Origin of the sequence: Rhizobium sp. YS-1r, assembly GCF_000757525.1 — a bacterium.
Taxonomy (GTDB): Bacteria; Pseudomonadota; Alphaproteobacteria; order Rhizobiales; family Rhizobiaceae; genus Neorhizobium; species Neorhizobium petrolearium.
Map to the genome: position 1 here is coordinate 66,473 of NZ_JPYQ01000004.1, position 25,359 is coordinate 91,831.

Below are 25,359 nucleotides of genomic sequence, written 5' to 3' on the forward strand. Positions count from 1 at the left end.
CCAATACCAACCTTATGGAGGCCGCCATGCCGCTGAAATTAAAGTCAGGTTTTTTGATGTCGTCGGGAGACGAAGGACGGCTACTGATGGATTCCGGGACCGGCGACGAGGTCGTCGTGGTTTCTCACAACGCGCTTGAGGCGATCGCAGACCCGCCGCGCGCCGACGAGTTCAGGCTGCAGCAATATATCGAGGCTTTCAGCCAGATCGCCAGCAACAAGTTCGACGAAAAGCAGTTCGGCCGGGCCGGCCACATTCGCGTCACGTCCGAGGACGTCCGCAACTGGCGCGTCTCTGCCTGACCGGTTTCGGTCTTGTCCCTTGCAGTTCTTCCAGACCATGGAGGTTGAAATGAGTGATACCCAGGTTGCAGCCCTCGATCACACGATCCAGCAGACGAATATCTGGCTGAAAAGGCTCGTGGACGATCATCATTTTGCTGACCGGCAACAGGCCTACAATGCGCTTCGGGCCGTGCTTCAGGCACTGCGTGGCCGACTGACGGAGGAACAGGCGGTCCATCTGTCCGCTCAACTGCCGATCCTCGTTCGCGGCATCTATTTCGAAGGCTGGCATCTTGCCGCCGAAAAGAACAACACCCGCACCGTCGAGGAGTTTGCCGAAGAGGTGAACAAGCGCCTGCCGCCCCAGTTTCCGCGCGATCCGAAAACGACGACCGAAGCCGTCTTCGACCTTTTATGGAAGGAACTCGATCCCGGCCAGACTGCAAAGCTGATCGACGGCCTGCCGCTTCCTTTGCACCTGCTGTGGCCGATGGCTGCCCGCCGCTGACACGATAGGCGGCTATAGCGCGGCAACGGCGTCCAGCATGAATATCGTGATGTTCACCAACACCTTCACGCCGCATGTCAGCGGGGTGGCAAACAGCGTAGCCTCTCTTTCGGCAGGCCTGCGGGAGATGGGGCATCGCGTGCTGGTGATCGCGCCCGAATTTCCCGATATGCCCGCGCGGGAAGCGGATGTCGTGCGGGTCCCTGCGATCGAGCGGTTCAACAAGACGGATTTCTCGCTGCCCCTGCCATTGATCGGACCGTTGCAGGAGGTCCTTGATGAATTTCGGCCCGATATCGTCCATTCCCATCACCCCTTCCTTCTGGGAGATGCTGCGCTGAGGGTCGCGGCCGAACGCCAATTGCCGGTCATCTATACCTATCACACGCGTTACGAACTCTATGGCCACTACATCGCCACGGACGTTCCGCCGCTCGGCAAGCTGGTGCTGAGCCTGATGCTCGGCTATTGCGACCTTTGCGATGCAGTTATCGCGCCGAGCGAGAGCATGGCGGCTTTCCTGGTCAAAAATGGCGTCGAGACTCCCGTTCACGTGATCCCGTCCGGGATCGACCCTGATCGTTTCGGCAACGGGGATTTTTCACGCGGCAGGGCGGCGGCCGGCATCCCTGAGCAGGCTTTCTGCGCCGGGCATGTGGGACGCCTTGCGCCGGAAAAGAACCTCACCTACCTCTCGCAAGCCGTAAAACGGTTCCTGATCAGCGAACCGGATGCCCATTTCCTCGTCGTCGGTAACGGGGAGATGAAGGATAGTCTCGCTGCACAGTTCAGTTCGTCCGGCCTGTCCGATCGTGTCCATTTTGCGGGCGTGTTGCGGGGACAATATCTTGCGGACGCCTATGCCGCGATGGACGTCTTCGCCTTCTCGTCTCTATCGGAGACGCAAGGGATGGTGCTCGCCGAGGCAATGACCGCCGGTGTTCCTGTCGTAGCGCTTGACGCTCCGGGAGCGCGGGAAATGGTTCGGGATCGCCAGAATGGTCGGCTTCTTCCTACCAATGCCTCGACGGCGGAATTCGAACACGCCCTACATTGGCTGTTTTCCCGTCGAGCCGGCGATCGCCGGGCGCTCGCCAACAAAGCCCGCCGGACAGCGCTGGCGTTCGACCGGAAAGTCACGATAGGAAAGACCCTGTCACTTTACCGGGGGGCGATGTTGGCGCGCTCACTGGTCAACCGCATGGACGACAACAGGGCATGGCAGGCGGCGTCGCGCCGAATTGCGACGGACTGGGAGATTCTGCGCAATTTCGGACAGGCCGTTAAGGACGCGCTGGTCGAGCGGGACGACGACAAGCGGACGACGCCCGCATCCTGAGGAATTCTCAATGCCGAAGCCGCGAAAATGGCGATGACTGTTTGATACGCGTCAATGTGACGGCGAGGCTACCGGCCTTTGATGACGACGCTCCTGATCGGGAGCGGAGAACCGGACTGCACCGGGTCCTGGACCATACTCAGATGCAGTCTCCCATTTCGGGATAGGAGAAGATTATGGCTGAACCAGCAAGCAAGCTTCCCGTCAAGAACGAAGAAAAATCGGTTCGTCCGGCGGGTGTCTGGTCTCCCTTCGAGACGCTTCGCTCAGAAATCGACCGCCTGTTCGACGACCTCGCCCCCTCTTCCTGGCGGCCGTTGGAGCGCTCCCTGTTCGGCCGAGAGATGCCGTCGCCGAACGGCTGGGCGGTCGTCGCTCCGGCCGTGGACGTCGTGGAGAAGGATGACGCCTTTGAGGTTAGCGCGGAAATTCCCGGCATCGATCAGAAAGACATCAAAGTAACGCTCTCCAATGGTTTTCTCACCATCCGCGGTGAAAAGCAGGAGGAAAAAGAAGACAAACAGAAGGAATATCACGTCTCCGAACGGCGTTACGGCTCCTTCCAACGGTCCTTCCAAATCCCTGACGGCGTCGATGCCGACAAGGTAGAAGCATCGTTCAAGAAGGGCATCCTGAACATCAAGCTGCCGAAAAGCGCCGAAGCCAAGAAGAACGAGCGCCAGATCGAAATAAAGGCTTCGTGAAGACGGTTTCCAATCGGGCATCATATCCTCTTTCGATGCGATGCCCGATCGCTCGACGGACGAGCGCATGTCACAAGTGACACGTGCGGCGAACCTGCATCACCGCTTTCACAACGCGGCCGCCCACGACGGACCACCTAATACCGGAGGACCGAATGTATTTCTTAGCCCTGGCCGTGGATTTTGATGGAACCATTGCCGAACACGGCTATGTGACACCTGCCACCGTGTCAGCGCTGGAGCGCTTGCGCCAGACCGGAAGAAAGCTGCTTCTGGTGACAGGCCGCGAGCTGAACGATCTGCAGCATGCATTCACGCAATTGGAAATCTTCGACGTTGTCATCGCAGAAAATGGCGCACTCCTGTTCGAACCGGGGACGCAAGAGGAAACGCGGCTCGCACCGCCGCCGCCTATCGAGCTGGTGCAGATGCTTGCGGACCGCAAGGTGACGCCCATTTCCGTTGGCAGATCAATCATCGCGACATGGCGACCGCATGAGACGGCGGTCATGAATGCCATCGAAGAGCTTGGCCTGGAGATGCAGATCATCTTCAACAAGGGCGCGGTCATGGTCCTGCCGGCCAATGTCAACAAGGCCTCAGGCCTACGTCACGCGCTTGCAACCCTCGGCATCTCGCCCCTCAATACGGTGGGTGCGGGAGATGCTGAGAACGACCACGCCTTTCTAGCCTGCTGCGGCTGTTCCGCGGCGGTCGCCAATGCAGTCCCTTCCCTGAAGAAAGAAGCTGACCTCGTCCTGTCAAAGGATCACGGCGACGGGATCGCGGAACTGGTCGAGAAACTGATCCGCGACGACAGGCTCCTCCTCCCCCTGACCAAGCGGGCGATCCTCGCCGGCGTTAGTCTCGAAGGCGAAGAGATCTATATCGAACCATCGGACATCATCCTGATCATCGGCAATTCCGGCTGCGGGAAATCCAGCTACATCACACTGCTGACGGAACGGATGGCCGAACGCGGATTCGAATTCTGCGTCGTCGATCCGGAAGGAGATTATCTCGGCCTTGATCACGCCGTGACTATCGGCGGACTTGCGGACCCACCCGCTACCGAAGAAGCTCTTCGGCTTCTGTTGCAGGCCAATATAGACGTCGTGGTGAACACGCTGGCGCTCAACCACGACGATCGCAGGCACATGTTCATGGATCTTGTTCCGGCCGTGAAAAAGCTCCAGCGGAGCTCGGGACGTCCCCACTGGTTCGTTGTTGATGAAGCACATCAATTTTTGCCGCCTCACGATCCCGGCAATAGGGCGGCCCCTCGGCTTGCGGCTGGCGCGATACTCGTCACGGTCGATCCCGCACGGCTTGCGCCGGCTGCGCTCGCGGAGGCATCGACGGTGATTGCCATGGGAAGTTCCGCCGGTCGGCTGCTGCAAGATCTGGCAGACATTCTGAAGATCCCAGGGCCGGCGCATGCACCTCAGACGCAGGGCACCGACTTCCTGCTCTGGTCGCCGCGGACGAACCGGCCGCCGCTTGTTCTCAAGCAGGAAAAGCCACAGCAGGCGCATCACCGGCATCGCGGAAAATATGCGACAGGCGATGTCGGAGAGTGGCGGAGCTTCTATTTTCGGGGGCCGCAGCTCGATATCAACTACCAGGCCAGCAACCTAGCCGAGTTTTTGCACCAGAGCGACGAGGTCGATGACGAAATCTGGCTGCACCATCTTCGGTCGGGCGATTATTCAGCCTGGTTCCGTCATGTCATCCGCGACGACATCCTGGCAGCTGACGCCGCTCAGATTGAGAGAAACGAAAGCCTTTCGCCTCTGGAAAGCAGGAAGCGGATCCGGCAGCCGGTCACGGCGCGATACGTGATACCGGCGGTCTATAACGGTTCCGCAAGCCTCCCCACAGCATCGTGAACCAAAACGTTCCGTCTCGTCTCTACAAACGACCCGTGGAGCGGTCCCTGCCGTTGATCGAGGCGGGCACGCTGATCGGTGATGTCACATTGTTCGATTGAAGCCATGCGAAGGGGTGTGATTGAAATCAAGCGACCGCGCCGGTCACAGCCTTCCATTGCGCCATAGAGCGGATTCGATGAATGTGGATGGCGATTGCGGAGTGCTTCTGGTGGGACGGGACGAAGTGATTTCTGATTGCCGAAAAGACAGAAATGAACCGTTGCAATCCGCCGGTGGATCGAAAGCCTTGCATCGCCCGCTCTCGTTTCCGCAGCGGCAGGTGGGAATTTTCCGCCCGATTGTTCAGGCCTTTATGCGATCGATGTTCGACGGTAGGCATGAGATCCCGCTTTGCCGCTCCATATGAGCGAAGTTTGTCGGTGATGATCCGCTTCGGTGTGAGGGCTTCCCCCAAATATGCAGGATTGAATCAGCTATTGATTGTTTCTTGGAGCTTTCTAATTTTGGCCAGTATGTCGTCGAAAGAGAGCGGCCTTTCATCAAACATCATGGGCGCCATGGCGCGATAGTCAGCGCGCAAATCTTTGATACGAGACTCGCTCGGCATCAGTCTCAAAGTACCAGGCCTCGCTGTATCATAGTTGGCCCAACTGGACCGGAAGAAGGTCGCCTTGTGCTTTACCACTGTTACTAGAAGGTCGAAATCGCCGGCCGCGGCTTTTCCCTCCTCGGTGTCGAGGAGCATCGCGAGATCATAATAGTGGCGGGAGAAATACTGCGGCGTTGCGGTCTCGGCGGGACGGTGCGACTCGGCGTGCAGCGCGGTCGCCTTTTCCCAGAAGGTCCGCTGCGCGGAAAGAACAGTCACGGAGCATTCCGGATCTTTGAAGAAATCCGGAAAATCCTCCGCCGCGTAGGGATGAATAAACTTCTGCTCGGTCGGCCATGGATCGCCGCGCGCACCGAGCTCAAGCTTCACCCGCGGAGTGATGTAGGCCATGCCTTCATATTCAAAGCTCGCAAGCGCAGGCGGATAGTGGAAGTTCACTGTCTGCGCGTCGTTGGCATCTATTTCCAGCGACCACTTACCCTCGCTCGGCTCGCCCAATTGCTCGACGATCGCGGACTTGAGCGCCGGAAGAAGCTTCTCGGCAATATGCCGCTCGACGTCACTCACCAAGGCTTCAATCAGTTTGTTCGCTTGTTTCTTACTGATACCTTCCTTTTCCGGATCGCGGTCGCCGGTGTAGCCGAGCTCCGCTCGATCGAACGAAAGGTCGATGTCCTCGGAAAAGCGGCGGATGGCGCCGAATGCCTTGGAAAGGGATGTACCACCCTTGAAAACGAGGTGGCTGCATCTTTTTTCTGCAGGCCGAAAAGACGCTTCAAAGTCCAGCAGACCCAGAAGTCCTTTTCGACGATCGTGTTGTCAACCCCTCGAAGGGCGCCTGTTTCGCCAAACAGGGCGGCTCGATCATCAGCCGGAAGGAGAGCCACCCTATCCATCGATCTCACCTGACGCGTTAGCGATCGATACGAGTGTCGGCCTCATCCAGGCTGGGGCCTGAACCGCAGAGGACGCAAGCATCTTCTTGTCGTTGGCTGACAGGCGGCGCACTGCAACCTGCGCAACGTCGCCGGCACGCATCGCTCCCACATGGCGAAGCGCTTGCACGACCGTGCCAGCCGCACTGCCAGGAGCGATCAAATGCTTGGGCGAGGCATGTCGCAGATCGACGACGCGCTTTCCCAAGACGATCTTGCGGGAGGGACCGTCGGTGAGGTAGGTGGTCTTCGCTGGCACCTGCGTGGTAAGCCCAAGTGCGTTCGCCGCGCGGGCGCCAGCAATCTGCAACTGAGAACCGGTCTCCCGTGCCAGCGCCTGGGCGATATCGTCCGGAGCTGGCGAAAGCAGCCCAAGCTGCGGATGGGCTTTCGGGAAATCGTACAGGCCGCGCGCGAGGCGCCGGAGCTTACCGCTCTTGACCAGTCGGGAAAGTGCTTGGTCCACGGCGGCGCGGCCAGCGATGCCCAAAAAGTCACTTGGCGTGAAGACGCCGCCGCGCCCGCGGGCGCGGACGCGCTTCATAATCTGATCCGGTACTGATGTCGCAGCGCTCTTCATAGGTCATAAAATAGTGCATCTTTTTCTGACATTCAAGTTCCGCATTTGGGGCCGAGCCCACTGGAAGGAAAAGCCAACGGTCATCGAGCTTCTTCCCGTGGCGACGACCCTGGCGATGGCCTCTACGATCGCTCCGACGCGGACCGGATGATGAAAATCGAGGCGCTCCGACGATGCGAGCACGGCAAGCTTCCGGCACAGTCTCGACGCTGCGACAAAGGCCGCCTTGGTCATGAAGGCGATCGCAGTGGTTCGTTAGGGCCACTTCTGCGATCCCGATTGTCAGCGAAGGCGCAGTCGTCGCTTTAGAAAACTATCTGCATGCGGATCTGCATAATGAAACAACGCCGTCGCCCGAACCGCGTCTTCATCGACCGGCTCATTCGTATGAATGCTGCGGTAACCCCAAAAAAGATACAGATTGCCCGGCACCATGGAAATGCGGTTGATCTTGACACCGTCAGCGCGGCGGCGAAGTAACCGCTGCATCAACACATTGTCGAGGATTGCCTTATCGGCGAGATTAAGCACGTAGGTCGACCGGATTTTCCGTGTATTGGGAATGATCAGGAAGTCGCCGCGCTTTCCAGATTGGGGAATTTGCACGGGCACCAGCGCGGTAATCACGTAAGAATCGTAGTGAAACATCAAGGAGTGTTTGGCAACGCTCCTTCCCGTAAGGCAGCGAAGGATCTGATAGAATTTCACCTCCGGTGCTTGCCGTCCAAGACTGCTGAAATAGAGGCGTGAAAAAAGAGCTTTGAATTCGTCGCAATTGCAAAGCTCGTCCAACCCGGACCCGCCGAGTTGATTGCTGGCGAGAGAGACAGACTGGTTCCCTCCAAGAGCAATGGCTGCGGCTACAAAGTCTTGCAGTCTGCCGAGATCGTCGGCCGAAAGAAAATCGGGCGCGCAATAGATCCCATCCTTATCGATTTTTTGGGCGATGCCGTGGACATCACTGTCTGACAGAGCAGACAGCCATCGTTTTGCACTGGTAAGATGAGGCATGGCAGGCTCCACATCAAAACTGAACATTGTTCCGGCTTCCAGTTCCCGTAAAACATATGCCGCGATATCACATATCGCGTTCTTCTGGCTTCTGCAGGCCTAGCGAGTCCGGTTGCAGCGCAAGCCCATATCCGGAATTTTCTGAGACGCATTCAACCAACTGGGCCTCGGGTTCACCACATCCTGCTGCGAAAATACCTCCGTGACCAAAGTCAGCTTCATCAGTTACGGCCGAATTCGTCGACGATGCGCATGATGTCGTCTTCGCCGAGATAGGAACCGGTCTGGACCTCGATCATCTCCAGCATGATCTTGCCCGGATTGGCGAGCCGGTGCACCTCGCCCTGGGGTATGTAGACGGATTCGTTTTCCCTCACGATCGTGACCTCCTCGCCGACTGTCACCTCTGCCGTACCCTTGACGCAGATCCAGTGTTCCGAGCGATGATGATGCTTCTGCAGCGACAGTTTCTTGCCGGGCGTTACGAACAGACGCTTCACCTGAAAGCGGTCGCCGTTAAGGATGGACGTATACCCGCCCCAAGGCCGGTAGGAGGTCGGGTGCGTTTCGGTGAGCGCCGCCGTCGTTTTCATGGCGGCGAGTTGCTTGACAAGCGTACCCACCTGCTGGCTGTCTTCCAACCTGCCCACATAGACGGCGTCCTCGCTGGCGATCACCGCAACCCCCTCCAGTCCCTGTACGGCCAGATGGCTGGTGCGAGACATCACCAGCGAGTTGCGGGTGTTGACCAGCGTGGCATTGCCAGAGGCGACATTCCCGGCGTCGTCACGGGCACCAAGCTTCCAGACCGCGTCCCAGCTTCCAAGGTCCGACCAGAGGAAGGACGAAGGCACCACGGCGGCATTGGCCGTCCTTTCCATGATCGCGTAATCGACCGAGATGTCCGGGCTGGCCGAAAACGCCTCCGCGTCGAGGCGGATGAAGTCAAGATCGCTGGCGGCCGTGGCGACGGCCGCCCTTGCGGCCTTCTCGACTTCCGGAGCAAAGCGGCTCATTTCGTGGAGCACCTGCGCGGCCATGAACATGAAGATACCGGAGTTCCACGCAAAGCCACCGGCGGCAACCATCTTCTGCGCGTCCGGCAAGGCCGGTTTCTCGACGAACCGTTTCACCTCGCATGCACCGGTCGCAAGCTTTTCACCGATCTCGATATAGCCATAGCCGGTCGCGGGCTCCGTCGGTTTTATTCCGAACGTTACCAGCTTTCCGGAAAGGGCCGTTTCTCGGGCAATACGGATCGCCTCGAAATAATCCTCACCGGCCGTGATCTCGTGGTCGGAGGCGAGGACCTGCAGCACGGCGTCCTCGCCGAATTTGTCGGCGGCGAACGCCGCCGCGGCCGCAACTGCCGGGGCGGTATTGCGCGCCGCCGGTTCAAGCAGAATGCCGGAAAGCTTAACACCGAGTTCGCGCGCCTGTTCCGCGACGAGGAACCGGAAATCCTCATTGGTGATGACGACCGGCGCCTCGTAGAGCGCCTTGTCGGATACGCGCGACAGCGTCGATTGGAACAGCGTCTGCTCGCCAACGAACTGGATGAATTGCTTGGGCGCGCTAGCGCGTGAGAGCGGCCAAAGCCGGGTACCCTTGCCGCCCGCCATGACGACGGGAATGATCTTGTCTGTCATGCAAATGATCTCCGGTATTTTCGTCTGGCATGACCGATCGAGTTTGCGCGGCCCATGCGCGGATCAGTCCAAGCCCCCCATCCAGCAGGGTTTCAACGTCTCTTGCCAACCGCGCCTCGACATAGCAGCGCATTTCGGTGACAAGCCCTCGAAGACCGCTCGTTTCAAATTTCATGATATGGCGCCCCTCAGCGCAATTACCTTAAGGACGCACTCGCCTCGTCCTTGCCAAGCGCGATCACGCGATGGCTCCAAGTGCCCTGCTTTGGTTAACGACGAGCAGCCTCACGCCAGATCAGAACTATAACGCCCGCAAGATATCCCGCCTGCATCAAGAGCAGGGAAATAACTCCGTAGTATAAGGACTCCCCGACCGATCCGGACTGTACGTAAGATATGAGAGAAAATAACAATGTCGCCGCAAGCATCCGCAAATACACGCAAGGGACATACATCAGCTTGAGAAACCGCCTCATGGTTATTCCCCCGTCTTCTTTCTAAGCTTCTCACGGTAGATGAGTTTTTGCAATGCGAAAAGGCTCTCTGCCTCGGTATAGATCAAAAAAAAATTCGTATCGGACAATCCATTCAAGCAACAATTCGAAATAAGCAATGAATATTCGGCGCTTTATGCGGAGAATTTTCAGAAAATACCGGCACTTAATTGGCATCAATCAGCCGAGAGCATGGCGCTTGAGCAGCGTTCAAAAAAAATCAAGGAAATGAATAAAGATTTAACTTCCAAAATTTCTCGTCCTTGCATATTGTGCAATGCAACGCAGTATTACCTCGACAGTCTGTAAATCCACCTGATGGGGAATATTATGTCGATTGGCGAGCGATTTGACGGTGGCTACACAAGCGGGTTCGACTATCTTAGGGTAGCACTCGCGATATCTGTATTGTGCATCCACAGCTTCGCGGTTTCCTATGGAAAGAGCGGCGAGGTATTCCTGTTTGAGCCCCCATTGCGGGGGATCGTCACGTTTGTACTGCCTGCGTTTTTTGCGTTGAGTGGTTTTCTTGTCAGTGCAAGCCTCTTGCGGACGCGCAATCTCGCTCGCTTTCTCGGGTTGCGTGCGCTGCGTCTTGTTCCCGCCCTGGCCGTCGAAGTCACGCTATGTGCATTGCTGCTGGGACCGATATTTACGACATTTCCGCTTGGTATATACTTTTCCGACCCGCAGTTCTGGTCTTACTTCTGGAACATCCTCGGACACATCCACTATCTTCTCCCCGGCGTCTTTCGTGACAACCCCTTTTTTCAGGCCGTCAACGTATCGCTCTGGACGATTCCGTATGAACTGGAATGCTATATCGCCTTGACCATATTGGCCGCGACGGGCATCGCCCACCGGCGGGTATTCCTGCTGGTGGCCGTCGGACTGGCTCATCTTGCGGTGTTTGGACGTGACCTTCTCCGTGGGGCTGCGGACCTGCCCCTGGACGGGGCCTTACCGGGGCGGGTGCTGCTTTTATGCTTCCTCGCCGGCGTGGTGCTGTTCATGTACCGCGATCGTGTTCTGCTCACCCCTGGTCGAGCTGTCGTGGCGATAGCCTTGTCTTTCGTCATGCTCAACTTGCCCTATGCGCCTTTTTTCGCGGCATTTCCCATCGCCTACGCGACGGTGGCCATCGGGCTGACGGGGCTTCCGAAACACCGTTTCTTGGCAAGCGGCGACTATTCCTACGGCATCTACCTTTACTCGTTTCCCGTGCAGCAGACCGTCGCGCACCTTTTCCCATCCCATCGGGAATGGTACTTCAACATTGCGCTCTCACTTCCCCTCACGTTGCTTCTGGCAGTCTTCTCCTGGCATGCTGCCGAGAAGCATGCCTTGAAACTGAAGGGTATGATCCTCGGCAGGACGCGTATGCGAGGACCCATTTCTGCCGCAGCAGCGGTCCCGATCAGGGTGGCGGATGATGGCGGTTGAACCCATCGGTATCTTTGCCGTCCTTCTCGGGCTTTATTGTCTGGCGCTTGGCCTGGATGCAACAATCAAGGCCTTTGTCGTCATGACCATTTTCGGTGCTGCCGCAGCCTTTCTGCTGGGCTCGGCGAGTGTCCAACCTGCGCATCTGTTCTTGCTGTTCGTGGCCATTGCCGCATTTCGCGATCGGGAGAACGCCAGACTGGCCGTCAAAACGCTCGGGTTCGGGCAGCCGGGGTTCTGGCTCGCCTGTCTTGTCGTCTACGGCGCATTGAGCGCGTATTTTTCTCCCAGGATCTTCGAAGACGCGAGCATCATCGTCCCTTTGGGGGTGTCGGAACATCCCCTGAGCGGCGGCGTCGTTCGGCTTGGACCTGTCTCAAGCAATCTCACTCAGACTGTCTATCTGGCTGCCGATCTTGCCTGTTTTGCAATGGTCGTGGCGGTCGGCTCCACCTTGAAAGGATTCCAGGCCCTGGTGGTTGGCCTGATTGCCTATGCATTCTTCAACGTCATTTTTGCGATCCTGGACCTGACCACGAGCGCCATCGGCGCTCAGGATATGCTGCAGTTTATCCGCAACGCCCAATATACTTTCCACGAAAACGACAAGGTCAACGGCATGAAACGCATCGTCGGTTCCTGGCCGGAGTCATCGGCTTTCGCGGGGACCACGCTTGGCATATTCGGTTTTACGGGCACAATGTGGCTCTGCCGGCGCAAATCGGAGTGGACCGGTCCTTTCGCGCTGATCTCATTCGTTTTGATCGTTCTCTCGACATCTTCGACGGGCCTGTTTGCTGCACCGATATGCCTGATGATCTTGTATTTCACAGCGCTGCTGCGTTGTGGCTCACGTAAAGACAGCAGCCACAGCACGGCCGTGGTGATCCTCACTCCGCCGCTGGCGGCCCTCGCTGCACTCGTCGTCCTGCTTCAGCAGGACATTTATGCGACGGTCTACAACTATGTGGATCTTCTCCTGCTGAGCAAGCAGACGTCGAGTTCGGCCGTTACCCGCGGTTCATGGAATATCTACGGTCTACAGAATTTTATAGATACGTTCGGTCTTGGCGTTGGCCTTGGAACGGCGCGCACCTCGAGTTTCCCGGTCGCTTTGCTGTCGAATGTCGGCATTCCCGGAACCCTGTTTTTCCTTCTATTTGCAATGACGGCCTTCGCGCCTGCCAATCAGCCATCACGCACATTGGCTTCGGACATACGGCTGTCTGCTCGCAACGGCTGCCTCTGCCTGCTGGTGGGATCCCTGGTGGCCGGACCCACTGTTGATCTCGGACTGCTATTTTTCATCCTTGCGGGGCTTGCTGCAAGCCGCCCTGCAAGTGACGGCGTCTCCGCTCCCTTCCTCACTCTGCGGGGCGGCGGCGACCAAATGACGGGAAAACCGGCTTAGCGCACCGCGCGCGTGGCAAATTGCAAGGCAAGCAGCGGAAATGTCGATGAAGGCCGAAGGATACGGGCTTTATTTGGCTGAATACCACGACGAAGGCGAGAATTACCATGGCAGTCATAGATCTTCACTCTGAACCCGGCGCGTCTATCTTTCCCCTCCTGCGCTGCGACCTTTGCATCGTCGGCTCGGGGCCAGCTGGGGCCACGATCGCCCGAGAACTGTCCAGTGCCCGCTTGAATATCGTTCTTCTGGAAAGCGGCAGGACGGAACGCAGTGCACAAATCGATGAACTTGACGCAATCGAAAACATCGGGCGCCCTCGAGCCAGGGATCAGTGGTCCGTTCGCAACCGGATCCTTGGCGGAAGCTCGCACACCTGGGGAGGACGATGTGCTGGTTTCGATGCGATCGATTTCCAAGAACGGCCCTGGGTTGCCGGTTCCGGCTGGCCGCTCAAGGTGGAGGAAATAGATCCGTTCCTGGATCGAAGTGCGTCGCACCTGGGATTGGCGATGGGACGCGGTTTCTCCGACGAGCGATTTTGGGACATTGCAGGGCGCACTCCTCCACGAAAGGAAGTTGATCCGTCACTTTTACTTCCCTTCTTCTGGCAGTTCAGCAGGGATGAAGCAGAATCCTATCCCTTTGAATATATGCGGTTTGGAAGGCATCTGCGGCAGCACTTGGGAGAAAATACCACGCTGGTCACTGGCGCAACGGCTCTGCGGGTTCTCAGCGTGGAGTCAGACACGTCGGTTCAAGGGGTCGAGTTCGCAACGCTTGATGGCCGGAAACACACGTTGACCGCCTCGGCGGTTGTCCTGTGTGCCGGCGGGATCGAGAATGCCCGTATCCTCCTAAATTCTGGAACCGGTGGTCGCAACGGTCTCGGAAATGGCCGAGATCAGATCGGACGCTACCTGATGGACCACCTTCGCGGCCCGACCGCATTCTTCCAACTGCCCGGATCGGGTCCCGTGCAACGCCGTTTTGGACGTTACAATGTGCAAAACCACTTCTTCCGAGCCGGCCTGAGGCTCAGCCCGGCCATCCAACAGCGCGAGAAGCTCCTGAACTGCGCGGGATGGCTGGGCGAAGCGGTGGCACCTGACGACCCCTGGGACGCGCTGCGGAGATTTTACGCGAAGAAGCCCCGCCTGCCCCGGGACGTGGTAAGCCTTGTCCGCAACAGCGCGTTGCTGTTGCACGGCGCCAAAGACTATTTCGGTGCCCGCAACGGTCTTCCGCGCAAGCTGCTGGAGCTGACCTTGGATTGCATGTGCGAACAGGTTCCAGATCCAGACAGCCGCATTACCTTATCCGAGCATTGCGATCGGTTCGGCATGAGATTGCCGAAAGTTGACTGGCGCAGCCATCCTGACGAAGCCCGCACCATGCATCGCATGGCGGAACTGATCACGGCTGAATTCGACAGGATCGGACTTCCAAAGCCTATCCTGGCTGAATGGGTAAGGGACAAGGCGCCCATACCGGCAACTTTCGTTGATGTCGCCCACCCGACCGGAACCACGCGCATGTCGACCGATCCTTCCAAAGGCGTCGTGGATTCCAACTGCGAGGTTCACGGGGTCGCCGGCCTGTTTGTTTCCGGCAGTTCCGTTTTCCCGACGGCTGGACACTGCAATCCCACCCAGATGATTGTCGCTATGGCCATCCGGTTAGCGGACCACTTGCGATCGCGACCCTATAAATCTGCCCCTGTGGAGATCATCGCCAATGCCGGGTGAGACCGTCCTTGTCACTGGCGCCACCGGCCGGATCGGTCGCGTGGTCATCGCCGATCTCCTGGAGCGCGGTTACCGGGTTCGGGCAACCACGTCGAAACCATGGATCCCTTCCGAGGCAAACACACCGTCTGTCGACTGGCACAGGGTAGACTTTGCTGCCGACACCGACCTCAGCGCGCTGGTTAAGGGCTGCAGTGCAGTCCTTCACCTGGCGGCGGAACTTGGCAAGAAAGATCGTATGGCGCGCGTCAACATCGAGGCGACCGGGCGGCTTGCGCAAGCTGCCGAACAGGCCGGTGTCGCTGTTTTCTGTTACACGAGTTCGGTTGCGGTGTATGGGAGTGGTCTTTCCACCCTCATTGACGAAAATTCGCCCGTCCTGACCTTCGATCGCGACGTTTCTTCCGAGTATTGGGCTGTCGACTATGTGCGCGAATACGGCCGTACCAAGCTGGCTGGCGAACTGGCGCTGAGGCGCTTCGCCGCCAAAACCCGCTACGTCATCTTTCGCCCCGCCGTTGTCGTTGACCTTGCCCAGATCATCGGGATTCGCGACTGGAACACGAGCAAGCGCATCCTTGCGTCGCATCGCCATGCCCATCACATCTATGTTGGTGATGTGTCGGACGCGCTGATTTGGTTCATGCAACGTGGCCTGGCAGGTGCAGGCCAGGCCGGCAGCGTCGAACTCTACAACCTGGCAGAGGACGATCATCCCTGCCCGCGGCACGTTGATTTCATGAAAAGGGCCTTCGCGGTGAGCGGTGATCGTCGCTATCGCACGCTCGCAGTACCATGGATCGCCGACTGGTTGCACGACTTCCTGCGGTTCCGTTCGCTCCCTTTGAGAAACCCCCTATGGCGAATGCGCTTCTCAAACGAGCGTCTTAAGGCGGCTGGCTATCGTTTCCGGTTTGGCATGGCCAAGGCAGAAGAGCTTGCCCTGGCCAAATTGAAAGAGGAAGCGCAGGCACAAATGCGGACGCCAGTGGTCGGCGAAACTCTCGCCTAGTCTGCAGAATATCGTGACTGGACCTTCCGCGATGCGGTTTCGCGCTTCCCAGCAGTCCGCCTCGAATAAAAAAAGTAAAGAAGCCAGTAAGAAACAACGTATCCAGCCTCGAGCAGCGCCGCAAACAGGAACCCCCAGCCGATTGCCTGCCACGCGGTACTTCCTGCCGCGTAACTCATCGCCGCATAAACAGCCATCACAATAAAGGCGACAATTGCAAACACTAAAATGGGCATGCGCAAGGCGCAAACTGCGCCGATCAGCACACAGACGGCGAACGTCCACCCCATTTAGGTTGCTCCGGCTTGGGTAGAAACTCCTATGTAGCGGATATCATTTTTCACCTTGCAAGTCAAAATTCGACCAAGGCAGATCCAGGCCCGAAGCTGGCTTTGCCTGACCGAGAGGCCGGTCACTCGGTCGCGGTCAGTTTCCGCTGAGCCTGGGGGATGCGGATGTTCGTTTCTCGCCCGCGCTCGACGCGAAGGACGTCGCCCGGCATCAGGGGATCGTTTTCGCCAACGATCAGGTTGTGCATACTGCCGTCGACAACCCGATTGACAGTCATCTCGAACGTATAGGTTTCCCCCTCTTCCGCCAATGCCGCCATCGCGGATGGCGCTCGAATGTCGAGATTTTTGAGAAGATCGCGGACCGTTTGCATCTTTTCGCCGTTCGACGCGAAGCGTTCCCGCAACTCGGCCGATTCCGTCAATGCATTCACGCGGTAGCGGTTGCGGGCAGCTGCAATGTCCTGGTCGACCTTTGCCAGATCTTGCTGCGTCCTGAATATTGCAAGCGATACATCCAGATTGCGGCTTTCAAGTTCGGCGACGTTCTGGCTTGCGCCAAGCTGCCGGGCCGACACGGTCAGCCCCTGGGCGACCAGCTTGTTGACCGAATTTAAATCGTTGGCGGCAAGTTCGATCTGCTGAGAGAGGGAACTGGCCTTGGCCTTCAGTGCCTCGATCTGGTTCATGGCAAGCATCTTCGCCCGATTGAGGGCTTCGATTTCGGCATTGAGTGAGCGTTCGCTCGCTTCGAATAAGGACTGCTCCTCCTGGATCATTCGTGCAATTTGGGGTTCGTTAGCCCGCTCGGCAAGTTCTTCAGGGAAGGTGACCGCCGAGGCGCCACTCAAAATGGCGTCAATTCGTGCCCGACGCGCCACCAAGCCGGCCCGCTCTGCTTCGAGCGCCCGAAGGTCGCCGCGGCTGGACAGCGCGTCGCGCTGCAAGCCGATGAAGTTCGGGTCCACCGGACCGATGCCGCCAGCCATGCTCAACGCCTGGATGACCGTCAGTCCCGGACTGAACGTGTATTTTCCCGGACTGGTCACAAGACCTGCCACGAAGAACGGGCGATAGGAGGAGATTTCGACGGAGGCGTTTGGGCGTTTCTGCAGACCTACCTGGCTTTGTAGCCTCTCGCTGATCGCATCCGACAATTCCTCGAGCGTCTTTCCTGCCGCAGGGACCGTTCCGATGATCGGCAGGGACAGATTGCCGGCCGAAGAGATGACGAACTCGCCCGTCAGTGGCACCCATTCGTAAGTCGTGGCGGTGCTCGGCCGCCACTCGAAGACACGAATCTTCAACGTATCTTGCGGACCAATGCGATAGTTTTCGAACGCATGGGCAAGACTGGTCGGCGCCATCGCCCCAAGCGCGACGACAAGCGCGAAAAACACGATCATCGATGCTCGAACTTCACGCAACGTGGATGATCGTTGACCGCTCAAAGAAGATAGGATGGAATTTTGCATCGCATTTGGCATCCACTGATAGACGTTACAGTCAAACACCCCGTCACGCTGAGGCAGCGATTGTCACGCCGGTCGCCCGCGCAACGAATGTGCGGAAGCGATCGACGAAAACGTCACGGCGAAACTCGGCCGCCCGTGAAACGGCATCGGCCGGATTGAAATCCTGGCGCTCCAGCCGCTCCACGGCATCGATGAGCGCTTCCGTCGTCTGCACGTGGAAGAAGACGCCCGTCTTGTTGTTCACCACGGTTTCGGTTGCGCCGCCGCGACCGAAGGCGATGACCGGGCGGCCACTTGCCATGGCTTCCACCGGAACGATCCCGAAATCCTCCTCGCCGGGAAAGATCAGGCCTTTGCAGCGCGCATAACAGTGCTTCAGGACATGGAATGGTTGTGCGCCCTGGATAGAGACGGTCGGTCCTGCAATCCGCTTCAATCGATCCAGCATCTCGCCGCCCCCGATGACCACGAGTTTCGCCTTCATGCGGTTGAAGGCTTCGACGGCGAGGTCCGGCCGTTTGTAACTGACCAACTCGCCGACCATGAGATAATAGTCTTCGACCTCCGACATCGGGACGGGCCGGAAGGCGGTCGTGTCGACAGGGGGATAGATGATCGAAGCGTCGCGACGGTAATAACTTCTGATCCGTTGTGCCACGGTGGCGGAGTTGGCAACGAAGTCATCAACGCGGTTTGCCGTCGCAACATCCCACGTCCGCAAATAGTGGGCCATGGGCGGCATCATCAGACGCGTCATCGGTCCGGAGCTGTCGTAATACCTATTGTACATATTCCAGACATAACGCATCGGAGAATGACAGTAGCAAAGATGCAATGCTGGAGACGCGGGAATGATGCCTTTGGCGGGCCCGGATTCGCTGCTTATGACGAGGTCATAGGCTCCCAGATCGATCTGTTCCAGCGCCATCGGCATGAGCGGCAGGTAGCGCTTATACATTTTCCTGGCATAAGGCAGCCTTCCGATGAAGGTTGTCTCAATCCGATGCTTCTTGATCTTATCGGATATGGCACCCGGGTCATAGACGTGCGTGTAGATATCGGCGGTCGGGAAAATATCGCAGAGAGCCTCAAGGACTTTTTCGCCGCCGCGCATCCCCACAAGCCAATAATGTATGATCGCTACCCGCACGCCAAACTCCACGAAAAACACTAGGTTTGTTACTTTGGCGTACAATGCGGGTTCATGTCTTTTCGGCCTTTCTTATTGAAAAACCGAAAAAATCGACGCGGATTCTATTTCCATTTCGGTTAGGACAAGAATCCAGAGATCAGTTTGATTTCCCGCGCTGCACTCATGCATAGTGCAGCGCAATAATTTCATTGTCAAACCATTAAACACTTGTTAACGTAATTATGAGCCGAAGGAATACGGCTCTCTTCATACACCTATGATCTAGCTTATACAGGGGAGTACGCAGATGATGGGACTTGATCTCGACCGTAATCTCGGAAGATATCATAAGGCGCGCCAGTTTTCTCGCGATGCGTCTCATCATGCTTCCGAAATACGCCAAATAAGCGCCTCCATCGTCGCTTCAACCTGCATGAAATACTTGATGGACGTAACAATTGCGCTCATCGGCCTGCTTGTGCTTTCGCCAATGATCATCATGCTGATGGGGAGCCTCTTGATCCTGCAGGGACGCCCGATCTTCATCGCCCACCGTCGTATCGGCAAGAACGGTGTGATGTTTCCATGTTTGAAGTTTCGCACGATGGTGAGAAATGCCGACGAGGTTCTTTCACGTCACCTGAACGCCAATCCGTCGCTTCGGGAGGAATGGAACGCGACGCGTAAGCTGCGCGATGATCCGCGTATCACTCCATTTGGCGCGCTGCTCCGCAAGAGCAGCATCGATGAGCTGCCGCAGCTGATCAACATCATCCGCGGGGAGATGAGCCTTGTCGGTCCACGTCCGATCGTGGCTGGCGAAGCCGAGCTCTATGGGATCCATTATTCGGACTATATCCGGGTTCGCCCGGGGCTGACCGGTCTGTGGCAGGTCAGCGGACGCAGCGACATGAGTTACAGTGAACGCGTGCAGCTCGATGCCCGTTACGTGGCTGAGCAGAGCCTTGTCGGCGACATTGCGATCATGTTGAAGACGATCCCGGCCGTCCTGCTTTCGCGCGGCAGCTATTGACCTTTCCCTGCGCATTGGCGCGTCGTCCTTCTTGCAATGGCCTCAGACGGCGCGTGGGCGACACGAGATGCTTGAGCCACACAAGTCTCCCTCAAAGCGCTGTCGGCGCTTCATGGCAAAATTTCAACGGAAATAGACAGTGCGAAAGACGTTCGGGCTTCATTCCTCAATTCAGCGATACGCAACACCCGACGTCTGCCGACCGGGAGGTGTTTCATGAATGTCGCGGCCTTTGCAATCAATGGCCGATATCTGACGCAGGACATGACCGGGGTCCAGCGCTATGCCACCAATGTCGTCGCGGCCATTGATCGGCTTTTGATCGCAAAGTCCTCGGTGCTGTTCGCACCCGCTTGCGCCGCGGATGCGCGGTTGAGCCAGCTGCGCGTTGAAAAAAGCGGGCGTCTGACCAGCCATCTCTGGGAGCAGATCGAGTTGCCCTATCTCAGCCGCGATCACCGGCTTCTCAACCTGTGCAACACCGCGCCTGCGGCCAAATCGGACCAGATCGTATGCATCCACGATGCAAACGTCTTTGCAGCGCCGCAAAGCTACAACCGGAGTTTTCGGCTTCTTTATCAGCACCTGCAACCTGCCCTCGTTCGCCGCTCAACCCGCATCACGACCGTTTCACACGCGGCCGCGCGTCAACTGGCCAGGCATTTGCCCGTTGCTTTGCACGACATAGCCGTATTGCCCAATGGCCACGAGCATGCATTGCAGTGGGATCCTTCCCAAGCAACCATAGCCCCGATCCTGTCGGCGCCCGGTGGGAGACGCCGTCCCTATGTCCTCGCGCTCGGGTCTCGCGCGATCCACAAGAACCTGTCATTGTTGATCGACATCGCCCCTCATCTGGATGAGGCAGGCCTCGACCTCGTGATTGCCGGCGGGGGCGACAGCATCTTCACCTCATACGGTCTGCTGGACCGACCAAATGTGCGCATGGCTGGCCGGATCTCGGATGACGATCTCGCCTATCTTCTCGACCACGCGCTCTGTCTCGCTTTCCCGTCCCTGACGGAAGGATTTGGACTGCCGATCGTCGAGGCAATGGCGAGGAAATGTCCTGTGGTGGCGTCCAACTGCGCCAGCATGCCGGAAGTCTGCGGCAAAGCAGCCCTTCTCGCATCGCCTTTCGAGCCGAAGGAATGGGTGGATCTGATTTGCGGTTTAAAAGGGTCGCAGCAGCTTCGGCAGGATCTCATCGGGCAAGGGCTTGAACAGGTCCGGCAATTTTCCTGGGAGCAGACCGCGGCTCGATATCTTGAACTGCTGGTCGACCCAAAGGCGGACGTCCCAAGCCATCGTGCGGCTGGTGTCGGCCGCCCCCGCATCGCCGTCGTATTCGCAACGCGTGGACGCCCGCAGATCGTTGCCGCCTCCGTCCGTCACTTTCTGGCGACCCAGACACTGCGGCCCGACAGCCTCATCGTTTCTTGCGTTGACATCGCCGATGCCGGCGATCTTGTCGACCATCCCGACGTCACGGTCATCACCGGACCTGCCGGGCTGGCTGCGCAACGCAATACCGCTCTTGGCCATGTTGCTGCCGGCACGGAGATCGTTGCGTTTTTCGACGATGATTTTGTCGCAGACAGTCAATGGCTTGCATCGGCACTACAGATCTTTCGCGACGAAAGCCAGGTCGTCGGCTTCACGGGCCGGGTCCTTGCCGACGGTATCAAAGGGCCTGGCATCGCCTTTGCGGACGCCGTGCGGGTGGTCGAGAGCGGCCGGCCTCAACAGGTCTGGGCTGAGCCTTTCAGCCCCTATGGTTGTAACATGGCCTTTCGATTTGCGGCTATCGGCGACACGAGGTTCGATGAGCGCCTTGTTCTTTATGGTTGGCTGGAAGATCGCGATTTCGCCGCGGCACTTGCCAAGCGTGGTGGGAGATTGGTGAAATCCGCCATGGCCTACGGTGTGCATATGGGCGTCAAAACCGGCAGGGTAAGCGGCCGCCGGCTCGGGTATTCGCAGGTCATCAATCCGCTTTACATGATGGGCAAAGGTACGATGTCCCTTCCCAAGGTCGTCGACCACATTTTCCGCAACACCGCCAGCAATTTCGGACGTGCCGCCTGGCCCGAACCGTTCATCGATCGGATGGGAAGGGCCAAGGGCAACCTGCTTGCAATCGCCGACGCCCTGCGGGGCCGGCTGGAACCGGAGCGTGCCGCGGCAATTGCCCCGCAGCGAATTGCCGACAAGACCACCAATGCGAGGGAGCCAGCATGATGTTCAATAGACCCCGCCCGCTTGACATAACGTCGCGGGTCTGGCGGATGAATGAGATGCGGTCAGACGATAGCGGCGACGGTCCGATCGCCTTGCTGCGTGCCCTGATCGCTTTGGCGGCACGTTACAAGATCAGTCTGCTTACCTGCCTTTTCGCGGGATTGATGCTGGCTGGCCTTTACGCCTATTCGCTTCCGCCGACCTACAAGGCAACGGCAATACTGTTGCTTGAGCCGCGCCGATCTGCAGCCTCAGCCGGGGCCTCCGGTAACGAGCAGAGCCTTGATCTCAATCGTGCAGACAGCGAACTTCAAACGATCAAGTCGGAGCGTTTGCTGTCGGGCGTCTTTGACAGCCTCAAACTTCAACGCAGCCCGGAGCTCGGGCCTCAACCACCTGGTATGACTGACAAGCTCCTGGGATATATCCGCTCCTGGCTGGACACGGCAGAAGGTGGAAAGAGCGCCCCGCCGGCGACCGGTTCGTCCAGCATCGACAGCACGCTTGTCACCAATGCGGACATCGCAGCATTCTTGAACTTCACAAAGCGGATCAGCGCTCGGCGGGTCGGCCAATCTTTTGTGATCGAGATCGAATATGCCTCGTCCGATCCCACGCTTCCCGCACGCGTCGCCAACGCAACCGTGTCCGGCTACATGTTCCAGGTCATCGCATTCAAGGAACAGATCGCGCGCGCCGGCACCGACGCGCTGCAGGGCCGTCTTGATAGCCTCGCGCGTCAGGTCGACGCTGCTCGCGAGGCAATGCAGTCTGGAACGCTACCATCTATTCCAACTCCAGATGCCGACGCGCGCGTCATCGGCGCCGCGCTGCCCCCACTCGGACCGTCGGCGCCGCGCAAGTCGCTGATCATTGCGCTCGGCGGTGTTCTCGGCCTCTTGGGTGGCTTCGGGTTTGTGGCCATCAAGCTCGCGCTCGATAGAAGGGTTCGAGATGGCAAAGAACTATCGCGTGAGTTGGACCTTCTGTGCCTTGGATCAATCCCTTACGTCGCCGGCGCCGACGGCGTGCCATGGCGCATCACCAATTTGCAGCAGGAACGGTTTGTAGCCGCTATTCACGATCTTCGCACATCCCTCGAAATCGCCTGTACGAGCCTGCGCAATGAAAACAGCATCGTGGTCGCGGTCGTCGCCTGGACCGCCGACGCCGGTGTATCCACGATCTGTAGAGGTCTTGCCGAACTCATCAGCCGAAGTGACCGGCACGTGACATTGTTCAAAGCTATAGATGATGATGACGGTAGCGGTCCGGCGGACAATCGCATGTCGCCGACCGGATCCCTGGCGGGCGCGACCTTTGCCAAGCTCATGCCAGACCAGCTTGCCTTCGACGAAATCGGCGGCGTGGCGGTCCTGCCGATCCATTCCGCGGATGTGAACGCCAACCTGTTTGCCGATTTCAGAAATCCGCGTGTCCGCCAGATTATCGACGCCGCCCGATCCAAGGGAGACGTCCTTCTTGACTTGCCGGCTCTTTGCCATTCTACGGATGCATTGGCACTGGCAGCTTATGCGGATGTCGTCCTGGTCGTGGCACGTGCCGGTCAGACGACGATCGAGGAAGTCTCAGAATCCGTGCAGATGCTTCGCCGTACGGGCGCAAATGTCGTCGGGACCGTGATCAACCGCGCGCGATAACCGCTCACTGCCCGCCCCCTACCTGTCCTGTTCGGCTTCGTTCGGGATCGATCCGCGAAACGGCGTGGCTTTCGGATTGGAGCGGCGACGATACATGCGGCCGCCGGGATGGTTGCGACACAAGCCATCAGCCGCTTATGTCCGGATGAGCGGGCGAAACGCAGCATCAGCCGGACTTTCCGATCTTGACCGACCGCGGCAGTCTTTGCCTGACCATTCAACGGTCGATCAGTTCGAGACGGCCGCGGCCGACCATTAGGCGCAAGCCGAGCACAAGCAGGACCGCGCCGTAGCTCGCACCCCCTGCCGCCACAACAAAGGCAAGTTCCACCACGTCGGGATAGTCATACGCGGCAATCGCATGACGCAACAGCAAGACCACTATCGCCATCGTGACCACCGCGGCTGCGATTTTCCATAGGTTTTTCAGTTGAGCGAGGAAACCGAGACCAAGCAGGAGGCGGACCTCGTTCAGATAAAAGACAAACATGAGGCAGGACAGGACGATCCTGGCGAGACTTACTCCCATCACTGACCCCAGATAAAGACCAAGGGGAATGAGAATGATCCGGAAACCGAGATCGATGGCATTGAGGCGGAATATGAGATGCGGCCGGTCCAGCGCCAGACTGACGGAATAAAGCGTCTGGAAATAGGGAATCGGGAGGACGGCAAGCGCGAGCAGACTGAGGATGGGCGCGGCTTCCTGCCATTTTGGGCCCAGCAGGAGATCGGTGGCCAGGTCGGCTGTCAGCGAGATCCCGACAGCGGCCGGCGCCGAGACGAGCATGACGAACCGGACCGCTTTGAGAAAGGCCTGTCGCACTCGCGCCTTGTCTTCGTTGATCTGGGAGAACGCCGCCAATACCGATTGCATCGCAGGGCCGATGAGGCTTTGCGTGGGCATGACCGCGACGTCGCTTGCAATGGCATATCGACCAAAAGTCGTGCGATCTGCAAAGCCACCGACAAGGAACCGGTCGAACTGCCAGTTGAGCGCCGAGATGAGCTGGGCCGAGCTGAACCAGCCGATAAAACCGGCAAAATCAGGCAGTTTGGCAAAAGAAAGAGCTGGCCTGTAGGGCGCCAGGATATAGGAGACGACCGTCGAGACCACTGACGTGGTGACGAGATTTGCAACGATCGCCCAATAGGCCCCGCCTGCCAGTACCACGACAACAACGACGGCGCTGGCGCAGAGCTTGCCTGACAGTTCCAGTATGAAAGTCTGTCGGAACCCGAGCTCTCGGTTAAACTTCACCATGGCGGGGCTCACCAGCCCCCGGCCAATAGGGCCGAGCGCAAGCACGGCAACGAGGTCAGCGAGCAAGGGCTCATGGTTGATCAGCGAAAAGGGCCAGGCGGCGATCAGAACCATGACACCGATGAGGATGCCTCTTAGCAGACCGATCGTGAATCCGGTGTCCAGATGGCTTTTTTCGACGGTGGGCAGGCGCACCAATGCCTGCGTCACCGGAACCTCCAGCACCGTGTCGACAACCGCAACGAGCGATATTGCCAAAGCGGCGAGCCCGAAATCTGCCGGAGTAAGCATGCGGGCAAGGACCAGAAGGGTGAAGAAGTCGATGACGCGCCCCGCAAAACGGGAGGAAACGAGCCAACCTGCTCCTTTGATTGCCTTTACCGTCAGCATCTATCACTCCGAAATAACATTGCGGCCTTCGGACCGGGCGACGACCGCTGCTCGCCGGTCGCCGCGTGGGCATCACCCCATTGCGCCGATTGCTCCAAAATCCTCCCTTGAATGAATTTTGCCCCCGCGTTGCGTGTAATCCGTTGCCGTCTTTCAAAAGACGCTCCTCGATGCCTTCATCTATTGAGCCGTGCCGACACCCCCCGCACGATGTGGACAAGCTCGAGCGCGGGCAAGAGCGCTGATTTCAGGC

21 protein-coding genes and 1 pseudogene are annotated in these 25,359 nt (G+C 58.3%); 12 read left to right on the forward strand and 10 right to left on the reverse strand.

Going from position 1 to position 25,359, the window contains the following annotated elements; translation table 11 throughout:
• The first annotated feature begins 86 nt into the window (after positions 1–86).
• From JL39_RS04050 to JL39_RS04070, 5 genes are all read left to right on the forward strand, one after another.
• Complete coding sequence (locus tag JL39_RS04050) at positions 87–302, forward strand: hypothetical protein (RefSeq protein ID WP_348270553.1); 216 nt, start codon at positions 87–89, stop codon at positions 300–302.
• A gap of 49 nt (positions 303–351) precedes the next feature.
• A complete protein-coding gene (locus JL39_RS04055) occupies positions 352–792 on the forward strand; it encodes a DUF2267 domain-containing protein (protein ID WP_037146520.1) in 441 nt (146 codons plus the stop codon).
• A 37-nt stretch (positions 793–829) separates the two neighbouring features.
• On the forward strand, positions 830–2,131 hold the full coding sequence (locus tag JL39_RS04060; RefSeq protein ID WP_037146522.1) for a glycosyltransferase: 1,302 nt from the start codon (positions 830–832) through the stop codon (positions 2,129–2,131).
• Positions 2,132–2,307: 176 nt separating this feature from the next.
• Positions 2,308–2,835, forward strand: a complete 528-nt coding sequence (locus JL39_RS04065) for an Hsp20/alpha crystallin family protein (protein WP_037146524.1) — start codon at positions 2,308–2,310, stop codon at positions 2,833–2,835.
• Between the two features lie 155 nt (positions 2,836–2,990).
• Entirely contained in the window at positions 2,991–4,724 is a 1,734-nt protein-coding gene (locus JL39_RS04070) for an HAD-IIB family hydrolase (RefSeq protein ID WP_052182659.1), read from the forward strand.
• Positions 4,725–4,851: 127 nt separating this feature from the next.
• Here the strand turns inward: JL39_RS04070 and JL39_RS04075 are convergent.
• The 6 genes and pseudogenes from JL39_RS04075 to JL39_RS04095 all read right to left on the reverse strand — a co-directional run.
• Positions 4,852–5,169 (reverse strand): annotated as a pseudogene (locus tag JL39_RS04075) (DDE-type integrase/transposase/recombinase); the annotation flags it as partial.
• Positions 5,170–5,196: 27 nt separating this feature from the next.
• Complete coding sequence (locus JL39_RS04080) at positions 5,197–6,132, reverse strand: nucleotidyl transferase AbiEii/AbiGii toxin family protein (protein ID WP_348270555.1); 936 nt, start codon at positions 6,130–6,132, stop codon at positions 5,197–5,199.
• Between the two features lie 93 nt (positions 6,133–6,225).
• Positions 6,226–6,816, reverse strand: coding sequence for a DUF6088 family protein (locus JL39_RS04085; protein WP_037146528.1), 591 nt, complete (start codon positions 6,814–6,816; stop codon positions 6,226–6,228).
• Positions 6,817–6,855: 39 nt separating this feature from the next.
• On the reverse strand, positions 6,856–7,086 hold the full coding sequence (locus JL39_RS30795) for a hotdog domain-containing protein (RefSeq protein ID WP_081952708.1): 231 nt from the start codon (positions 7,084–7,086) through the stop codon (positions 6,856–6,858).
• Between the two features lie 48 nt (positions 7,087–7,134).
• Entirely contained in the window at positions 7,135–7,890 is a 756-nt protein-coding gene (locus tag JL39_RS04090) for a hypothetical protein (protein ID WP_244446834.1), read from the reverse strand.
• Positions 7,891–8,084: 194 nt separating this feature from the next.
• Entirely contained in the window at positions 8,085–9,512 is a 1,428-nt protein-coding gene (locus JL39_RS04095; RefSeq protein ID WP_037146529.1) for a mannose-1-phosphate guanylyltransferase/mannose-6-phosphate isomerase, read from the reverse strand.
• Positions 9,513–10,336: 824 nt separating this feature from the next.
• On the opposite strand from JL39_RS04095, the gene JL39_RS04105 reads away from it, so the two are divergent.
• The 4 genes from JL39_RS04105 to JL39_RS04120 all read left to right on the forward strand — a co-directional run bounded on the left by JL39_RS04105 (position 10,337) and on the right by JL39_RS04120 (position 15,620).
• Positions 10,337–11,449, forward strand: coding sequence for an acyltransferase (locus tag JL39_RS04105; protein WP_052182660.1), 1,113 nt, complete (start codon positions 10,337–10,339; stop codon positions 11,447–11,449).
• The gene (locus JL39_RS04110; RefSeq protein WP_348270554.1) at positions 11,436–12,860 is read left to right on the forward strand and encodes a hypothetical protein; all 1,425 of its coding nucleotides are present in this window, start codon (positions 11,436–11,438) and stop codon (positions 12,858–12,860) included. Before JL39_RS04105 ends, JL39_RS04110 begins: the two co-directional genes overlap by 14 nt.
• Positions 12,861–12,967: 107 nt before the next feature.
• Complete coding sequence (locus tag JL39_RS04115) at positions 12,968–14,608, forward strand: GMC family oxidoreductase (protein ID WP_037146536.1); 1,641 nt, start codon at positions 12,968–12,970, stop codon at positions 14,606–14,608.
• Positions 14,598–15,620 (forward strand): NAD-dependent epimerase/dehydratase family protein, encoded by a 1,023-nt coding sequence (locus JL39_RS04120; RefSeq protein WP_037146538.1) that lies wholly within the window; start codon positions 14,598–14,600, stop codon positions 15,618–15,620. The genes JL39_RS04115 and JL39_RS04120 overlap by 11 nt, the downstream gene beginning before the upstream one ends.
• On the opposite strand, the gene JL39_RS04125 is transcribed toward JL39_RS04120, so the two are convergent.
• The 3 genes from JL39_RS04125 to JL39_RS04135 all read right to left on the reverse strand — a co-directional run bounded on the left by JL39_RS04125 (position 15,617) and on the right by JL39_RS04135 (position 18,499).
• Entirely contained in the window at positions 15,617–15,910 is a 294-nt protein-coding gene (locus JL39_RS04125; RefSeq protein ID WP_037146540.1) for a hypothetical protein, read from the reverse strand. The genes JL39_RS04120 and JL39_RS04125 overlap by 4 nt on opposite strands.
• A gap of 122 nt (positions 15,911–16,032) precedes the next feature.
• Positions 16,033–17,316 (reverse strand): polysaccharide biosynthesis/export family protein, encoded by a 1,284-nt coding sequence (locus JL39_RS04130; RefSeq protein ID WP_320443024.1) that lies wholly within the window; start codon positions 17,314–17,316, stop codon positions 16,033–16,035.
• 112 nt (positions 17,317–17,428) lie between these two features.
• Positions 17,429–18,499 (reverse strand): glycosyltransferase, encoded by a 1,071-nt coding sequence (locus JL39_RS04135; protein WP_037146544.1) that lies wholly within the window; start codon positions 18,497–18,499, stop codon positions 17,429–17,431.
• Between the two features lie 325 nt (positions 18,500–18,824).
• Between JL39_RS04135 and JL39_RS04140 the strand changes: the two genes are divergently transcribed.
• From JL39_RS04140 to JL39_RS04150, 3 genes are all read left to right on the forward strand, one after another.
• A complete protein-coding gene (locus JL39_RS04140) occupies positions 18,825–19,550 on the forward strand; it encodes a sugar transferase (protein ID WP_081952709.1) in 726 nt (241 codons plus the stop codon).
• Between the two features lie 216 nt (positions 19,551–19,766).
• On the forward strand, positions 19,767–21,791 hold the full coding sequence (locus JL39_RS04145; protein ID WP_037146546.1) for a glycosyltransferase: 2,025 nt from the start codon (positions 19,767–19,769) through the stop codon (positions 21,789–21,791).
• Positions 21,788–23,452, forward strand: coding sequence for a Wzz/FepE/Etk N-terminal domain-containing protein (locus tag JL39_RS04150; protein WP_037146548.1), 1,665 nt, complete (start codon positions 21,788–21,790; stop codon positions 23,450–23,452). Before JL39_RS04145 ends, JL39_RS04150 begins: the two co-directional genes overlap by 4 nt.
• Before the next feature lie 217 nt (positions 23,453–23,669).
• Here the strand turns inward: JL39_RS04150 and JL39_RS04155 are convergent, their stop codons facing one another.
• Positions 23,670–25,106 (reverse strand): lipopolysaccharide biosynthesis protein, encoded by a 1,437-nt coding sequence (locus JL39_RS04155; RefSeq protein WP_037146550.1) that lies wholly within the window; start codon positions 25,104–25,106, stop codon positions 23,670–23,672.
• Positions 25,107–25,359: the final 253 nt, after the last annotated feature.

Bases quoted from the DNA above. Each gene is read 5' to 3' on its own strand.
- JL39_RS04085 (WP_037146528.1), bottom strand. From the start codon at position 6,816: ATGAAGCGCGTCCGCGCCCGCGGGCGCGGCGGCGTCTTCACGCCAAGT.
- JL39_RS04050 (WP_348270553.1), top strand. From the start codon at position 87: ATGGATTCCGGGACCGGCGACGAGGTCGTCGTGGTTTCTCACAACGCG.
- JL39_RS04095 (WP_037146529.1), bottom strand. From the start codon at position 9,512: ATGACAGACAAGATCATTCCCGTCGTCATGGCGGGCGGCAAGGGTACC.
- JL39_RS04090 (WP_244446834.1), bottom strand. From the start codon at position 7,890: ATGTTCAGTTTTGATGTGGAGCCTGCCATGCCTCATCTTACCAGTGCA.
- JL39_RS04115 (WP_037146536.1), top strand. From the start codon at position 12,968: ATGGCAGTCATAGATCTTCACTCTGAACCCGGCGCGTCTATCTTTCCC.
- JL39_RS04110 (WP_348270554.1), top strand. From the start codon at position 11,436: ATGATGGCGGTTGAACCCATCGGTATCTTTGCCGTCCTTCTCGGGCTT.
- JL39_RS04150 (WP_037146548.1), top strand. From the start codon at position 21,788: ATGATGTTCAATAGACCCCGCCCGCTTGACATAACGTCGCGGGTCTGG.
- JL39_RS04135 (WP_037146544.1), bottom strand. From the start codon at position 18,499: ATGCGCGGCGGCGAAAAAGTCCTTGAGGCTCTCTGCGATATTTTCCCG.
- JL39_RS30795 (WP_081952708.1), bottom strand. From the start codon at position 7,086: ATGACCAAGGCGGCCTTTGTCGCAGCGTCGAGACTGTGCCGGAAGCTT.
- JL39_RS04065 (WP_037146524.1), top strand. From the start codon at position 2,308: ATGGCTGAACCAGCAAGCAAGCTTCCCGTCAAGAACGAAGAAAAATCG.
- JL39_RS04070 (WP_052182659.1), top strand. From the start codon at position 2,991: ATGTATTTCTTAGCCCTGGCCGTGGATTTTGATGGAACCATTGCCGAA.
- JL39_RS04140 (WP_081952709.1), top strand. From the start codon at position 18,825: ATGATGGGACTTGATCTCGACCGTAATCTCGGAAGATATCATAAGGCG.
- JL39_RS04055 (WP_037146520.1), top strand. From the start codon at position 352: ATGAGTGATACCCAGGTTGCAGCCCTCGATCACACGATCCAGCAGACG.
- JL39_RS04125 (WP_037146540.1), bottom strand. From the start codon at position 15,910: ATGGGGTGGACGTTCGCCGTCTGTGTGCTGATCGGCGCAGTTTGCGCC.
- JL39_RS04060 (WP_037146522.1), top strand. From the start codon at position 830: ATGAATATCGTGATGTTCACCAACACCTTCACGCCGCATGTCAGCGGG.
- JL39_RS04145 (WP_037146546.1), top strand. From the start codon at position 19,767: ATGAATGTCGCGGCCTTTGCAATCAATGGCCGATATCTGACGCAGGAC.
- JL39_RS04155 (WP_037146550.1), bottom strand. From the start codon at position 25,106: ATGCTGACGGTAAAGGCAATCAAAGGAGCAGGTTGGCTCGTTTCCTCC.
- JL39_RS04105 (WP_052182660.1), top strand. From the start codon at position 10,337: ATGTCGATTGGCGAGCGATTTGACGGTGGCTACACAAGCGGGTTCGAC.
- JL39_RS04120 (WP_037146538.1), top strand. From the start codon at position 14,598: ATGCCGGGTGAGACCGTCCTTGTCACTGGCGCCACCGGCCGGATCGGT.
- JL39_RS04130 (WP_320443024.1), bottom strand. From the start codon at position 17,316: ATGATCGTGTTTTTCGCGCTTGTCGTCGCGCTTGGGGCGATGGCGCCG.